This is a genomic window from Olivibacter sp. SDN3, from assembly GCF_014334135.1.
Taxonomy (GTDB): domain Bacteria; phylum Bacteroidota; class Bacteroidia; order Sphingobacteriales; family Sphingobacteriaceae; genus Olivibacter.
In genome coordinates this window covers 3,885,327-3,900,613 of record NZ_CP060497.1, presented here as the reverse complement: position 1 = coordinate 3,900,613, position 15,287 = coordinate 3,885,327, and the positions used below count along the sequence as shown (strand labels likewise).

General features: G+C 41.1%; 11 protein-coding genes. 5 read left to right on the top strand and 6 right to left on the bottom strand.

All coding sequences use genetic code 11. The features are described 5' to 3' along the window. Positions 1 to 11 precede the first annotated feature (11 nt). The 3 genes from H8S90_RS16175 to H8S90_RS16165 all read left to right on the top strand — a co-directional run bounded on the left by H8S90_RS16175 (position 12) and on the right by H8S90_RS16165 (position 4,146). On the top strand, positions 12 to 1,349 hold the full coding sequence (locus tag H8S90_RS16175) for a dihydroorotase (RefSeq protein ID WP_187338887.1): 1,338 nt from the start codon (positions 12 to 14) through the stop codon (positions 1,347 to 1,349). 24 nt (positions 1,350 to 1,373) lie between these two features. Beyond that, positions 1,374 to 2,447: an LD-carboxypeptidase gene (locus tag H8S90_RS16170; protein WP_187338886.1), complete on the top strand. Its 1,074-nt coding sequence runs from the start codon at positions 1,374 to 1,376 to the stop codon at positions 2,445 to 2,447. A 211-nt stretch (positions 2,448 to 2,658) separates the two neighbouring features. Then, positions 2,659 to 4,146, top strand: coding sequence for a M14 family zinc carboxypeptidase (locus H8S90_RS16165; protein ID WP_187338885.1), 1,488 nt, complete (start codon positions 2,659 to 2,661; stop codon positions 4,144 to 4,146). A gap of 95 nt (positions 4,147 to 4,241) precedes the next feature. Here the strand turns inward: H8S90_RS16165 and H8S90_RS16160 are convergent, their stop codons facing one another. The 4 genes from H8S90_RS16160 to H8S90_RS16145 all read right to left on the bottom strand — a co-directional run bounded on the left by H8S90_RS16160 (position 4,242) and on the right by H8S90_RS16145 (position 11,284). After that, a complete protein-coding gene (locus tag H8S90_RS16160; RefSeq protein ID WP_255501632.1) occupies positions 4,242 to 5,684 on the bottom strand; it encodes a SusD/RagB family nutrient-binding outer membrane lipoprotein in 1,443 nt (480 codons plus the stop codon). Positions 5,685 to 5,704: 20 nt separating this feature from the next. Next, positions 5,705 to 8,905 (bottom strand): SusC/RagA family TonB-linked outer membrane protein, encoded by a 3,201-nt coding sequence (locus H8S90_RS16155; RefSeq protein WP_187338883.1) that lies wholly within the window; start codon positions 8,903 to 8,905, stop codon positions 5,705 to 5,707. A gap of 108 nt (positions 8,906 to 9,013) precedes the next feature. Further along, a complete protein-coding gene (locus tag H8S90_RS16150; RefSeq protein ID WP_255501631.1) occupies positions 9,014 to 10,105 on the bottom strand; it encodes a dipeptide epimerase in 1,092 nt (363 codons plus the stop codon). A gap of 84 nt (positions 10,106 to 10,189) precedes the next feature. Beyond that, on the bottom strand, positions 10,190 to 11,284 hold the full coding sequence (locus tag H8S90_RS16145) for an NlpC/P60 family protein (RefSeq protein WP_187338881.1): 1,095 nt from the start codon (positions 11,282 to 11,284) through the stop codon (positions 10,190 to 10,192). Between the two features lie 312 nt (positions 11,285 to 11,596). Between H8S90_RS16145 and H8S90_RS16140 the strand changes: the two genes are divergently transcribed. Both H8S90_RS16140 and H8S90_RS16135 read left to right on the top strand, forming a co-directional pair. Next, a complete protein-coding gene (locus tag H8S90_RS16140) occupies positions 11,597 to 12,622 on the top strand; it encodes a N(4)-(beta-N-acetylglucosaminyl)-L-asparaginase (protein ID WP_187338880.1) in 1,026 nt (341 codons plus the stop codon). Between the two features lie 42 nt (positions 12,623 to 12,664). After that, positions 12,665 to 13,378, top strand: coding sequence for a copper homeostasis protein CutC (locus H8S90_RS16135; protein ID WP_187338879.1), 714 nt, complete (start codon positions 12,665 to 12,667; stop codon positions 13,376 to 13,378). 54 nt (positions 13,379 to 13,432) lie between these two features. Here the strand turns inward: H8S90_RS16135 and gap are convergent, their stop codons facing one another. Both gap and H8S90_RS16125 read right to left on the bottom strand, forming a co-directional pair. After that, a complete protein-coding gene (gap, locus tag H8S90_RS16130) occupies positions 13,433 to 14,428 on the bottom strand; it encodes a type I glyceraldehyde-3-phosphate dehydrogenase (RefSeq protein WP_187338878.1) in 996 nt (331 codons plus the stop codon). Between the two features lie 5 nt (positions 14,429 to 14,433). Beyond that, the gene (locus H8S90_RS16125; RefSeq protein ID WP_187338877.1) at positions 14,434 to 15,282 is read right to left on the bottom strand and encodes a hypothetical protein; all 849 of its coding nucleotides are present in this window, start codon (positions 15,280 to 15,282) and stop codon (positions 14,434 to 14,436) included. Positions 15,283 to 15,287: the final 5 nt, after the last annotated feature.

Sequence of the window (15,287 nt, the reverse complement as noted above, 5' to 3'; positions counted from 1 at the left end):
AATACAAAAATATGCCAGCTATTCTAATTAAATCCGCAACGATCGTTAATGAAAATGAAATTTATACAGCAGATATATATATCAACCATGGTATCATCGAAATGATCGCTAATGAAATCAATCATCCGGCAGATAAAATAATTAATGCCGAAGGTCTGCACTTATTTCCGGGCCTGATTGACGACCAGGTACATTTTAGGGAACCGGGTCTTACCCATAAGGCAGATATTTGGCATGAAAGCAGGGCGGCAGTAGCGGGCGGCACGACCAGTTTCATGGAAATGCCCAATACGGTACCAAACACACTTACACAAACGCTTTTAGAAGATAAATACAACATTGCAGCGAAAAACTCATTGGCCAACTATTCTTTTTTCATGGGAGCCGCCAACGACAATATCGACGAAGTTTTAAAAACAGATCCAAAGAAGGTTTGCGGTATAAAAGTTTTTATGGGTTCGTCTACCGGGAATATGTTGGTAGATAACGAACAAACGTTGGAGCATATTTTTCGAAACGCGCCAATGTTAGTAGCCACTCACTGTGAAGACGAGGCAACTATCCGGGAAAATCTAGCCAGGTACAATACAACATACAATAATGAACTAACAATTGATATGCATCCGTTAATACGTTCTGCAGAAGCTTGTTATAAATCATCATCCCATGCCGTCGCATTGGCAAAAAAATACGGAACCAGACTTCATATACTACATATTTCGACAGCAAAAGAAACCAGTCTTTTCGAGAACAACAGCCCCCTGAGCGAAAAGAAAATAACAGCTGAGGCCTGCATTCACCATTTATGGTTTAGCGATGAAGACTATAAAGAAAAGGGGAACTTAATTAAATGGAACCCCGCGGTAAAAGGCAAGGAAGACAGAGACGAGATCTTAAAGGCTGTGTTAGATGACCGTATAGATGTTATCGCAACAGACCACGCACCACATACCCGAGAAGAAAAGTCCAGACCTTACAGTGAAGCCCCCTCAGGCGGGCCACTGGTACAACATGCGCTACAAGCCCTACTAGATCTTTATCATGATGGTAAGCTAACGTTAAAGGAAATTGTTCAAAAAACGGCTCACAATACGGCCACCTGTTTTCAGATTGAGCATAGAGGTTTTATAAGGGAAGGTTATTATGCCGACTTGGTTCTCGTTGATTTAAACAAACCATATAAAGTACTCCCGTCCAATATATTATCTAAGTGCGGATGGTCGCCGTTCGAAGAACATACTTTTAAATCCTCTATTACGCATACCCTAGTGTCTGGTAATTTGGTTTTTGAGAATGGCCATTTGTTAAACGATCTTCCCGGACAACGACTGACATTTGATCGCGGCTAAAATCATTCATAATTATCAAGTAATATGAACAAAAGAACCTTTCTCCGAACATTAGGTACGGGTTTAGCAAGTGCTGCTTTCTTAACGGGTAAAAATGATGGTTTTGCCAGGGACTTCCCTGTATCTACAAAACTACCCCTTATTTACCCGCCAAAATTGCAGAAAGGTGATACGATCGGAATTATATCTCCATCATCAGCTATTGTGGGCAACTTACCTTTTCAACTTGCTCAAGAAACGTTCGAGGCCTTGGGGTTTCGCGTAAAATGGGGTAAGTTTACACAAAGCAGATTGGGCCATTTGGCTGGTAGTGACGAAGGTAAACTGGAAGATATACACCAAATGTTTGCAGACCGGGAGGTGAAAGCCATTGTTTGTATGCGAGGTGGTTCCGGAGCTGCACGTTTACTAGATAAACTCGATTACCCTCTGATCAAAAAAAATCCCAAAGTGTTTTTGGGATATAGCGACATTACGGCTCTGCATGCGGCCATTCATAGTCAAACAGGTTTAATCACCTTTCATGGGCCAGTAGGTACGAGTTCCTGGCCATCCTTTGTTGTTGAACAGTTCGAAACCCTTTTTTTTCAGGGGGGAATGCCGCACTATGAAAACCCGCTTCTCAAAAAAGATGACTTAATTCCTCGCGAAAACCGTATACAAACCATCAATCCAGGTAAAGTAAGTGGTAAATTATTAGGAGGTAACTTAACCGTTCTTACGGGAATATCCGGCAGCAAGTATTTTCCAGACTTCGAAAACACCATTTTATTTTTGGAAGATGTGGCCGAAGAACCATATCGAATAGAACGCATGCTCTGTCAACTAAAATTAAACGGAACACTAGATCAAATCAAAGGCTTTATATTCGGTAAATGCACCAATTGTTCACCTAGCGGCGGATATGGCTCACTTACGCTCGACGAAATACTCGATGATTATATTAGGCCATTGAACGTTCCTGCTTATCAGGGAGCACTGATTGGACATATAAGCGAGCAATTCATTCTACCTGTGGGCGCTCCTATCCGTTTAAATGCGGATAATGGCACATTTTCGGTAGCAACAAACATATTCGGTCCTTCAATGGTTAAGTAGGCTTAAGGTCGTTGGAAATACATCATAAACAAGACACTTTTTTATTATGAATAACCCCTGTTTAAAATGTCATTTTCGTCAAGTAGTAAAAGATAAATTTAGAACATGTAGGCTCCCCAATTGCAGCAAACAGGGGGCTGATCGAAGGATAAAAAAAGCCACCGGCTCTTAATGCCCCAAAAGTAAAACATGAATGAAAAATTATTTACAGATGAAAAAGTCTATTTACTCCCTATTTATCTTAGCAATCATGTATTCTTGCCAACAAACAAATCCAGGTTCAACTAATAAAGCAAGCTATACTCCAGATACAACTATGTTAGCTACTGCTTTTGAGACCTATAAAGAAAAGACATTGACCCACCGTCGTTTCAAACACCAGGATATTGAACCGCTTATTTTGAAACGCAAAGCTCAAGATCTATTCAGCGTTAAAACATTGGGGCGATCGGTACAAAAAAGAATCTTGTATCAATTGAGCCATGGAAATGGCAAAAAGAAAATAATGCTTTGGTCGCAAATGCACGGCAATGAAAGTACAGCAACAATGGCTTTATTTGATATTTTTAATTTTCTTGAAGGTAAAGGAGATGGTTATGACAGCATCCGATCCCTACTTAAGGACAAGACGACGCTTATTTTTTTGCCCATGATCAATCCTGACGGAGCGGAAATTTTTAACCGGCGAAACGCTTTTGATATCGACCTGAACCGAGATGCTCGGCAAACTGCAAGTCCGGAAGCTGTTATTTTAAAAGCTGCAGCCGAGCAACATAAACCTGCTTACGGATTCAATCTACATGATCAGCACATCTATTATAATGTCCCCGGAACTCCCAACCCAGCAACCATTTCTTTCTTAGCGCCGGCATACAACCATGAAAAAGACGTTAATGAGGTTAGAGGACGGGCAATGCAACTCATCGTGGGCATGAATAAGCTATTACAGCAATATGTTCCAAATGGCGTAGCCAAATACGATGACACCCATGAACCGCGAGGTTTTGGCGACAATTTCCAGAAATGGGGAGCAAGCACCGTGCTCATAGAGTCTGGTGGTTATAAAGGCGATCCCGAAAAGCAGTACATTCGAAAACTGAATTTTATGATCATTCTGAATGCGCTGATTGAGATTGCACAGGAAAGTTATCTACAGTACGATCGCAATAACTATCAAGAAATTCCGGAAAACTCCTCAAAATTGGCTGATTTACTCATAAGAAATATAGAGGCAGAACGAGACTCACTTCGATATAACGTCGATTTAGCCATAAAAAGAGATGAAATCACCGCTCCCGACAGCATATTTTATATCAGGGGAAGAATTGATGATGTTGGCGACTTGCAAGACAGCTACGGTTATGACGAACTAGATGCTCAAGGCTTAACGTTCATGCGCGGCAAGGTCTATCCAACACCGTTTAATAGTATAAAAGAACTGACACCTCAAAGAGCGGTATCGTTGTTAAAGCAAGGCTACCTTGCCGCCCAATTAACCAATATAGCGGGGGGAAGACACCATCGGATACCACTACTATTAAGTAGTAGAGGTACTATCTATGGGAATAGCCCAACGTTGGGTAGTCAAGCCAATTTTTTCCTTGCCAGAGATGGTAAGCCAGTTTATGCCATCGTAAATGGATATTTAATTGATTTGAATAAAGAGCCGGAAGAGACGTACAAAAATTACGTGCAATAGCGCTGATACATGATGCTTTGTAAATGAATACCCGCAGTAAAATGAAAAGCGGCCGAAAATCGGCCGCTTTTCGCATGATATAGCCGATATCCTATTTAGGGTTGGTCCCACCATAAATGAGTATCTAAAGATACCTGATCGGGAACATTCGCACCATTGGAATTAATTTCGTCCTGTGGATAAGCTACCTGTCTTATAAATGTAGACAATGCTGCGTTAACGGGCATCTGGAAATCTTCGTATTCGTATTCATTTCTCCTCATGTCATTCCAAGCTTCAGGGTTAAGGTAAGTAACCACATATTTTTCTTTAAATATCAGGTCCAATGAGAGATTTGATGCACCAACTTCAACTGAAGAATGGGTTAAATATGCGGTTGCATCGGTAACACCCAACTTTTGCATATTAGCTTCTATGCCCGCTATATATGCCGCATATGCACGCTCCCTATCCCCCACTCGAAATGCAGCCTCTGCTTCGATGAATTTTACCTCGGCAAACGTAACTAAATATAGTGGCGATTGCTGACTGCTCAAAGGTGAGGTCATCGAGATGTAGCACTCGTCTCTCACGGTATTAGGCATCAAATTACCATTCGAGTCATAAACCGGTCGGTTACCTTCACCATTACGTGTACCGATATAGTCGTCATTAACCGTTCTGTCCGTAATATATTCAATCCTTGGATCAAAAACACCATACTTTGCACCATTCAAGTGGCGAATAATGTTATCAGAAAGCCATCCATTTAAGAGGTTCCTTGTATTTCCATCAGCTTGTTGCCACCATGGGTTGGCTGCTAAAAAGGTACCCATACCAGCATCATCTGTATTGGAAGTATAGGAGCTATCAATTGCCCCTAAAACAGCTTCGGCATCATAATTCGATTTTTTAGTAATTTTATTGAGCACACGGGCCTTCATCGCGTAAGCCGTTTTAAGCCATAACTCTTTAACTCCGGCATGAATTAAATCACTGCTTGCCGACAGTTGATAAACCTCCGCATCTTCAGCTTCCTTCAATAGCACGATTCCTTCTTCTAACAACTGTACCTGTACATTATACAGAAATTCTTCATCATCATATTGAGGATTTAGTGTTATCTCTTCTATAAAAAAAGCCTCCGTATAAGGAGCACTACCCCAAGTGTCGGCTATTAAAGCGATATGATATGCCGACAAAATATTAGCGACTCCAGCATATTCAGTAGCGCCAACTTCCATTGCTCGATTTTTCATATCAAAAAGATCGGATAACGCATAATATGCCTCATTCCACGCCAAAGAATTATCCGATATCTGATACGTATCGGAAACTCCATTAGCAGAAGGGCTTGCTAAATATTGCGTATAATAACTGATAAAATTAGAAAAAAGCTGACTGTTTAGTCCTGTTTTTTGCGTAACTGTGGCGAGCATTGCCTCCAATGGTGGCTCCTGAACCAAGTTTGGGTTATCGTCCAAATCAAAATATTTCTGACAACTTTGCATGGAGATAAAGCAACATACAAATAGTGAAACATATATATTTTTATTCATAGATTTCATATGTCTGTAAATTAAAATCCAACATTAAGGGTAAATAAGAAGCTACGTGTCGCAGGATGAGTGAATCCGGCAAAGCCATCGATATTCGATCCGCTTGGAAAAGAGCTCGCTTCAGGGTCATATCCAGTATATTTTGTCCATAACCACAAGTTGTTACCTGTGACACTTAAGGTGGCATTTTGAACAAAAGACCCCCTCAGCCATTCACTGGGAAAGCTATAACTGAACGTCGCTGAACGCAACCGTACCCAAGAAGCATCTTCCACCGAATGCTCCGAAACACCACGGTAAACATTTCGGTAATATCCTTCACCATAATTTCTACCACTACCTGGTTCATTTGGATCAACTGTCGTCGGATCGATTCCCTGACCGAGCCACACCAGTTGCGTATTCGGTGTACCATCCGCCAAGAGGCCTTCAAATACACGGTATTCGTTTCGATCTTCCGTATATTTAGCTAAGCCAAAAGCGGCATAGAAATTATTTAGTTGATTGTACTTATCTTGACCAATCCGGGCATCAAATAGTAGATTTAGCGACAGGTTTTTATAGTTAAGCGTGTTACTCCATCCTGCTATCCATTTTGGTTGCGCGTTACCCATAATACGCTGATCGGAAATCGGATTTCTAATCGGAAAACCATCTGCCCCTATTACCAATGGACGGGAATCATCAATAAAAATTCCCTGGTTTAACCCAGCGGCTAATTCTTCTGACGTATAATAACGTTGATAGGAGGTTCCGAACAACGCCCCATAAGGTTGTCCTTCTACTAATCGCATAGATACTGCAGAATTCAAATAACCAGACTGAGAAGCAACAGATATATGGCTGTCTCTGATATCCTCCCGCAGACTTACGATGAGATTTCGGTTTGCTGAAAAATTCAACGAGGTATTCCACGAGAAGTTTTCATTGCGTATAGGAGAGCCATGCACAGTAAGTTCTACACCCTTGTTTCTCATTGTTCCTACATTTAAAGCGGCCTCTTCATAGCCAGTAGCAGCAGAAACGGGAATATTTATGATTTGGTCTTTACTAGTGGCGTGATAATAAGTAAATTCAAAACCCAAACGATCATTAAGAAAAGACATATCCAAGCCAGCTTCGTAGGTATTGGTAAACTCAGGTTTGAGATTTGGATCTCCGAGCAAATTTGCACGGGTAAAGCCATTTATACCTGTCGGTAGCCCTTCATAACTTCTAAACCCTCGGCTTGTTGCGTACTCCGCCGCATCTTTTCCAATCGAAGCATAAGAAAATCGTGCTTTACCGGTGGTTATAAATGCGGGCATTGCGATATTTTCCGTGAAGATATAACTAAGAGTCGCTGATGGATAGAAAAATGAATTATTAGGTCTCCGGAGTGAGGATGTGATGTCATTTCTTCCAGTAAGTGTCAAATAAATAAATTGTTTATAATCTAAGGTCAATTCACCGAAAATCCCTCCGAGGCGATAATCCAATACATTTCTTTCGTCGCGAAGAACATTCAACACATTAGCATTACCTAAATCGAACCAGTTATATACGGTCAAATCGGCGCCCTCGACACCAGCATTTCGGATGCTTCTGTCGTATAACTCATGCCCTAAGCGGAGCGTTCCGTTTAAACCATTTTCAAATGAATGCTTCAAACTAGCCACAAATGTACTATTGATAGACCTGTAGTGTGTATTATAATCAAATACAAACCCTCGTCCATTTGCTCCAAATGCGCCATTTTCAGACACTAATAGTTCTCCAGGCAAACCACGGAAGCCGGGTGCCGTCCGCAGCCGGTGCTCATTGTAGGTATCCATCCCTATACGATAACTGAAATCGAGCCATTCAAAGGGCTTATAAGAAAAATTGAAATTGCCAATAAATCGATCCAGATTATTTGTCAATCGATTGGTGTTCGCAACATACATCGGATTGGTTGTTTCCCCGTATGACTGCATGGTACCATCTTCCTTCATATAATCTCTAATATCATGCCGTGGCGACCAGTAGGTGAGTTGTTCATTATACCTGATCGCGTTATAATTAGATCCTCCCGTATTTCCAAAGCTCATATTCACACCTGCGGAAATTTTTTCACTGATTTTTGCATTTAAATTTAATCTCGCCTGATAATTTTTGAAGTCAGTACCGGGCATAATACCATTATGGTTAAATTGCGTCAGGGAGCTCAAAAAAGTAACTCTTTCTGAGCCTCCCGAAATAGATAAGTTGTTTCGGAACTGATATCCGGTATCAAAGGCATCTTCCAAATGACTATATAACCTCGTAGGATGTGTTGGGTCAATACGCCTGGCTTCCTCTATAGTAGGACCAAAAGAAGGCCAAAAACTATTTGGATCATATACTCCCGTATTACCTTGTGTATAAGTGGTTTGTACCTCCGGAAATTTATTGACATTTTCAAAACCGTAAGTGCCACTATAATTAATACTAATTCGGCCTGCTTTCCCCGTTTTTGTTGTTATCACGATAACGCCATTCACCCCGCGTAAACCATAAAGTGCAGTCGCCGCACCTCCACGTAATACATTTATGGACTCAATATCATCTGGATTAACGTCAACAGCACGGTTACTCATCCCACGTAGCTCTGCCCCATCTCCAAATGTAGATGTACTATTATCCATCAGTACGCCGTCGATTACGAATAACGGTTGATTATCCCGTCCGGGATCGATAGAATTAATACCACGGATTTGGATGCTAGAGCCTTGTCCGGGCGCACCACCAGTGCTACTAATCGTCACGCCGGCAACCTTCCCCTGCAAAGCATTTACCATATTGGGTTGTTTATTGAAATTCAATTCCGTAGCATCTACCTTTTGTGTGGCATAACCCAAAGAGCGTTCGGTTCGCTCTATACCCATGGCGGTTACTACCACCTCAGAAAGTTGCGATTGATCTTCACCTAAACTAGCGTTGATGGTGGTTTGGTTGTTTACATTTACCTCGTAGCGGCCGTATCCAACCAAACTAAAAACTAATGTAGCATTACCATTGGGTACGTTAATACGATAGGTTCCGTTCTCAGCCGTGCTCGTGGCGGTACTTGTCCCCGTAACCGTGACGGTCACGCCAGGCAGCACGTCTCCTGTAGTGGCATCTTTAACCACGCCACTTACTTCCATTTGTTGAGCAAACAAACTTTGCACACCGAGGAACATAAGGAGCGTAAAACACCAAAAATGTAATTTTTGTCTCATGTCTTAAATATTTGATGATTAATACTGGATGGTTGTTTTTGTTTATCTTGTTTGTAAAGTTTTTCTCATAGATTTCATATAAAATTTTGCCTTATTGGCATTGATAACTCATAACTTACTGATGCCTATCCCCGGTCTGGGCGGCAATATCACCTTTCCCTCCTGTACCAACATGCCTTGATAAACATCATTTCCGATGAGCAAAGCACCATCTAGATCAGCCCAATCTACCACTGGTGATAATTGTGCCGCCGCCGAAATTGCGCACGAAGTTTCTGTCATACAACCAAGCATCACCTTCATATCAAGTGCTCTAGCCAATTCAGCCATCTTATGCGCTTCCCGCATTCCTGTGCATTTCATTAACTTAATATTGATGCCGTGGTATACACCATATGCTTTCTGAACATCGGGCAGACGCTGTACAGCTTCATCTCCGATAGTTGGAATAGGACTTCTTTCGGTTAGCCAGGCATTATCATCCACTTGTTCTTTGGGCATTGGTTGTTCTAGAAAGACAACACCACGCTCCGCCAACCAGTGTGCCATCTCCAGTGCAAATGCCTTCTTTTTCCAACCCTGATTCACGTCCACACATAAGGGCTTATCTGTGACCTCGCGGATGGTCTCAATCATCATTTTATCGGTATCGAGACCTAGTTTCACCTTCAATATCTTATAAGGCGATGCTTCACGTACTTTTTCTCTGACCACCTCAGGCTCGTCGATGCCGATCGTAAACGAAGTGTCTGGTGTATGTTGAGGGTTATACCCCCATATACGGTACCATGGTTGCTTGATCATTTTGCCTACGAGATCATGTAAAGCAATATCTATAGAGGCCTTTGCGGCAGGATTACCCGCCTCGATGTGATCCACATAGTCCAAAAGTTGTTCTACTAAAAAAGGATCGTTAAAAGCAGACAGATCAACTTTAGCCAAAAAAGACTGCACGCTTTCATGCGATTCTCCCAAGTACGGAGGCATGGAAGCTTCCCCATACCCAACGATACCATCAAATTCCAATTCGGTCAACACAACCGGCGTTGTGCTACGCGATCCGGCAGCAATGGTAAACACATGCTTCAGTTCTAGGGTATAAGGTTTATATCTGAGCACAAATTTTCCTGTACGGTGTGTGGTAGTTTTTCCCGCAGCCAATAAGGTAGCATAGGGACTAAATGAAAAAGCTGCTGCCATCGTACTGCTTTTTAAAAAATTGCGGCGATTGATCATGTATTTTAATTATTGTGCTAATTGTCGAATGATATTACTTTTCTATAATTACAGCTTTTGGATACCCTCAGTCCCTACATAACCTATATATCTTCTAGCGGCAACCAAGGTGCGTGTTTGAAAATCATCATAATTTTCTGCATTATTTAACATACTGTTAATACGAACCTTACCAGCAGCATGTATAAACTCTCCATCCCCCATATAAAGCGCCACATGTGTAATGCGGGCGTCTGCATTTCTGTCTTTACCACTAGCAAAAAAAAGCAAGTCACCTGCCCGTAAATTCTTCAGAGCCATTGCGGTATCAAGCTTTCCTCCACTAAGAATAGCTACTTCATTGCCCACCATTACTTGCTGTGAAGCGTCTCGGGGAATGACTAAGCCGTTCATGAAATAAGCTATTTTTGTAAAGCCGCTACAATCCACTCCTTTTATAGAAGTCCCTCCCCATAAATAGGGAACTCCCATCATTCGCTTGGCTACTTGCAAAATATTTTCTGCGGTCACCTCACCTGCCTGCTTCCACTCATCATAATCCAGCATACTTTGCTTTTTCACATAACCTGTCCTGCCATCGGGAAACCCTACCCGATAATAACTTCCGTCTTCTTCTACGTAGTGGAGGATATTTCCCATTACGAGATCCGACACACGCAGTGCTTCGTCATCAGGCGCACTATAAACATGATCATAATCTGCTACACATATCAACCGTTTACTGTTCCATTGTTTAATTTCCATTGCATTTTTAATACTAACTGCAGAAACATCCAGCCAGCTGATATACTTATCGGGGGTACGCACGAGGTAGTATCCATCACGCTTCTTTAAAATATCCAACTCCCAGCCCAGCAGTGCCTGCGTAGCCATCTCAGCAGTATTTTTGGGTAAACTCCGAATATTACCTACAGAAACATTCACCAGTCCCAACGTATCCTTAATAGAAGTATCCGGAAGCAAATTAATTTTTAAAGGTAGATAGGCCTCTTTTTTATCATAATAATGATATAGGTCCATTGCTATTGTCTTATCGGTTGTTTCCAACACCAAATTCCCCAAAGTATCTTCCCTCAAATTGAAAACCGTTGTTCTTCTGTCTAGCGATCGTCGTTCTTTCAAGCTATCCAATACAAACTCCATTTTTTTTAACAGTGTTGAATCGCTCTTTGCCCTTAGGCAATGAACAAATAACAAACTAAAGAAAAAAAACAGACCAATACTTCTCATAGCGTTTAGGAAGGAGTTATATACGACCAAGATAAGATGAAACATCCCGAAAACAAAATTATTTATGCATTTTTTTGCCGTAAAAATGCATAATACCGCATAAAATTGATTAACGTATTAAAATAAGGCTACTTATTAGTGAAAATTACGCCAACTAAAGCAATATTTGTAACAAAATATTCGCCATGTTTATTTATGTTTGCCGATAATATAGGACAATAACAGATGATTAACAGAAGGAAATTCATTTACCATAGTATCGTTGGAGCAACTACCTTACATTTTGTCGACACGGCTTACGCGGCCTCTCAAAAACAGCAAAAAAACAATAAAAATGGCGGACCAATTATTGTTTCAACATGGGATTTTGGAATAGCAGCTAATTTAGCTGCCTGGGAAGTCCTTAAAAACAATGGACGTGCGTTAGATGCTGTAGAAGTTGGCGTCAAAGTGCCTGAGGCCGATCTAAAAAATCTTACTGTTGGTAAAGGCGGTTACCCAGATCGCGATGGGCATGTCTCCTTAGACGCATGCATTATGGATGAAAATGGCAATTGCGGTGCGGTATTAGCCATGGAACATATTACCCATGCTATTTCGGTTGCAAGATTAGTAATGGAAAAAACACCACATGTAATGCTCGCAGGCGAAGGCGCTCTACAATTTGCCCTGGAAAACGGATTTCAAAAAGAGAACCTTCTCACGGAAGAGTCCGGAAAAGCATGGCAAGAATGGCTGAAAGATGCCGAGTATAAGCCTATCATGAATATTGAGAATCAACATTTCTCTCCCAACAAACTACCGGGAAACCAATACAACCACGATACTATCGGTATGTTAGCACTTGATGCCAATGGAAATCTCAGTGGCGCCTGTACAACTAGCGGGATGGCTTTTAAGATGCGCGGTCGCGTGGGAGACAGCCCGATTATAGGGGCAGGCCTCTACATAGACAACGAAATAGGTGGAGCCACTTCTACAGGTGTTGGCGAAGAAGTTGTAAGAACTGTTGGTAGTTTTCTTGTGGTTGAGTTAATGAGACAGGGTTTTTCTCCAGAAGACGCTTGCAAAGAAGCAGTAGCACGCATTGTAAAAAAGAAACCTGAAAAAGCAAAAGAAATACAGGTAGGCTTTTTAGCCCTAAATAAAAAAGGGGAATATGGCGCCTACGCATTACAGGAAGGTTTTTCGTTCGCCGTATGCCATGAACAACAGCAAGATTTACTAATTCAAGGAAAAAGTATATTTTAACGAAAAACGAGCAGCATCGCCTTAACTATTAAAATATAAGAAATGAAACTGGAAATATGTGCGAACTCTTTTGCTTCGGCCTTAGCAGCACAAAATGGTGGAGCACATCGGGTCGAGCTCTGTGAAAACTTAAATGAAGGTGGCACAACACCATCATATGGTACCATCAAAAAGGTACGTGAACAACTACATATACAGGTCTACGTATTGATTAGACCGAGAGCAGGCGACTTTAACTATACAGACGAAGAATTTGAAATTATGAAAGCGGATATCCTCAACTGTAAACAGCTAGGTTGCGACGGTGTAGTCATTGGCCTGTTGGACGAGGAGGGTAACGTAGCCAGCATACGTACCAAAGAGCTAGTGAAATTGGCTTCTCCAATGGGAGTAACATTCCATAGGGCATTCGACTGCTGTAACGACGGTTTAAAGGCTTTAAAAACGATCATCTATTGCGGATGTGAACGTATTCTGACTTCAGGAATGCAGAACACTGCAATAGACGGTGCCAATTTCTTAAAAGAATTGGTAGACAAAGCTGGAGACAACATTATCATTATGCCAGGTTCCGGAGTAAATGAAAACAATATTCAGGAACTAATCGAAAAAACAAATGCAAAAGAATACCATACTTCTGCAAAAGTACCTGTAGCAAGTACCATGAATTACCAAAACCCGGCCATACGAAATATGGGAGGTATGATCGAAGTAAGTAGTGAAGAAAAAATCAGAAAGATAACTGCCTTGTTATAAAAAAGCCCATCCAGGTTATTTGCTGGACGGGCTCTTTCCACTCTTTTATCTATGTTATAGTTTACCGATCTCCTGTACCAGATCAATTAATTTATTGGAGTACCCCCATTCGTTATCGTACCAAGAAACAACTTTAACGAAATTGTCATTCAACGCGATACCTGCTTTTGCATCAAAAATAGATGTACGCGCATCTCCTTTAAAATCTTCAGAAACTACATCTTCATCAGTATAACCCAAAATTCCTTTCAACTCTCCTTCTGAAGCTTCTTTAAATGTTTGTTTAATTTCCTCGTAAGAAGCAGGCTTCTCTAAACGCACCGTTAAATCAACTACCGATACATCAGGAACAGGCACACGGAAAGACATACCCGTAAGTTTGCCTTTGATAGAAGGAATAACCAAACCAACAGCTTTAGCTGCTCCTGTTGATGAAGGGATAATATTTTGGTACGCTCCACGTCCACCTCTCCAATCTTTCACCGAAGGGCCATCTACCGTTTTTTGAGTAGCAGTAACCGCGTGTACAGTGCTCATTAAACCTTCTATGATACCATACTTATCGTTTAAAACTTTCACAACTGGAGCTAAACAGTTCGTTGTACAGGAAGCGTTAGAAACAATGTGTTGATCAGCTTTTAACTCTTTATGGTTAACACCCATAACGAAAGTTGGTGTGTCATCTTTTGCAGGTGCAGACATTACAACCTTCTTTGCTCCGGCATCAATATGTTTTTGGGCGGTTTCTTGGGTTAAAAACAGACCTGTAGACTCCACAACTACCTCAGCTCCTACATCGCCCCATTTCAAATTAGCAGGATCTTTCTCTGCCGTCACACGGATCGTTTTTCCGTTAACCACTAAATTTCCGTCTTTCGCCTCTACTGTACCATCAAAACGACCGTGCGTAGAGTCATATTTCAACATATAAGCCATGTATTCGGGGTCAACTAGGTCATTGATCCCTACCACTTCGATACCCTCACGGTTAATTGCTGCTCTAAAAGCAAGACGTCCGATACGCCCGAATCCATTAATTCCAATTTTCATTTTAATTAATTTTTATTTAAATAATAATTTAAAAGGTTCTGAATAGGCTCTTTAATTACAACTTCAACCTCCATTTCATAATGGCGAGCTGTTTGCCGTAACCAATCTTCATAACCGGCAGCCACACTTCCGGTAAAATTTATTTTGTTAAAATCAAATTTATCTCTTAGTGGTACGAAATACGTTTCGAATAATGATCGAAACCCTTCAATCACCATATCGTGTATGAAAACATGATTTTTTTGTTCAGCCACAAAATCAGCAAACGAGCTCAGAAAAAGTGCCGCATTTGAATTACGGTACACTTTATCCATAATTTGTTTTCTATCTAGCGGATAATAACTTACAAACTTACGTTCTAGATCTGCCGGTAAGGTTTCGGAAAGATAGTTACGCAACAGAAACCTTCCCATCCAATTAGCAGAGCCTTCATCAGCTAAAATATATCCCAGACCGTAATTTGTTTCAAGCACCTTCTTCCCGTCATAATAAGCTGCATTAGAACCGCTACCCAATATGCCTACCAAAGATTTTTCGTTTCCTCCGGTAGCTAAAGCTGCTGCCAACATATCGTGTTCTACAAAAACCTTACTATAGCGAAAAAAGTTTTTAAAAGCTTGCTTTACCGTTGATTTACGTTCCTCAGACGATGCTCCAGCTCCAAAAAAATATATTTTCTTTATCCTCTCCGCGTAATTAATGAGCGTATTGTTCTTATGAAGTACCTGACTAATAAATCTGTCGTCGTTATGATAGGGGTTAATACCCATAGTCTTAAACCCAGCCACAATCTTCCCTTTTTCGGCTAACCTCCAATCGGCAAATCTTGATCCACTGTATACTACTGCTATCATATATC

Bases quoted from the DNA above. Each gene is read 5' to 3' on its own strand.
- H8S90_RS16165 (WP_187338885.1), top strand. From the start codon at position 2,659: ATGAAAAAGTCTATTTACTCCCTATTTATCTTAGCAATCATGTATTCT.
- gap (WP_187338878.1), bottom strand. From the start codon at position 14,428: ATGAAAATTGGAATTAATGGATTCGGGCGTATCGGACGTCTTGCTTTT.
- H8S90_RS16170 (WP_187338886.1), top strand. From the start codon at position 1,374: ATGAACAAAAGAACCTTTCTCCGAACATTAGGTACGGGTTTAGCAAGT.
- H8S90_RS16150 (WP_255501631.1), bottom strand. From the start codon at position 10,105: ATGGCAGCAGCTTTTTCATTTAGTCCCTATGCTACCTTATTGGCTGCG.
- H8S90_RS16155 (WP_187338883.1), bottom strand. From the start codon at position 8,905: ATGAGACAAAAATTACATTTTTGGTGTTTTACGCTCCTTATGTTCCTC.
- H8S90_RS16175 (WP_187338887.1), top strand. From the start codon at position 12: ATGCCAGCTATTCTAATTAAATCCGCAACGATCGTTAATGAAAATGAA.
- H8S90_RS16145 (WP_187338881.1), bottom strand. From the start codon at position 11,284: ATGGAGTTTGTATTGGATAGCTTGAAAGAACGACGATCGCTAGACAGA.
- H8S90_RS16135 (WP_187338879.1), top strand. From the start codon at position 12,665: ATGAAACTGGAAATATGTGCGAACTCTTTTGCTTCGGCCTTAGCAGCA.
- H8S90_RS16140 (WP_187338880.1), top strand. From the start codon at position 11,597: ATGATTAACAGAAGGAAATTCATTTACCATAGTATCGTTGGAGCAACT.
- H8S90_RS16160 (WP_255501632.1), bottom strand. From the start codon at position 5,684: ATGAATAAAAATATATATGTTTCACTATTTGTATGTTGCTTTATCTCC.
- H8S90_RS16125 (WP_187338877.1), bottom strand. From the start codon at position 15,282: ATGATAGCAGTAGTATACAGTGGATCAAGATTTGCCGATTGGAGGTTA.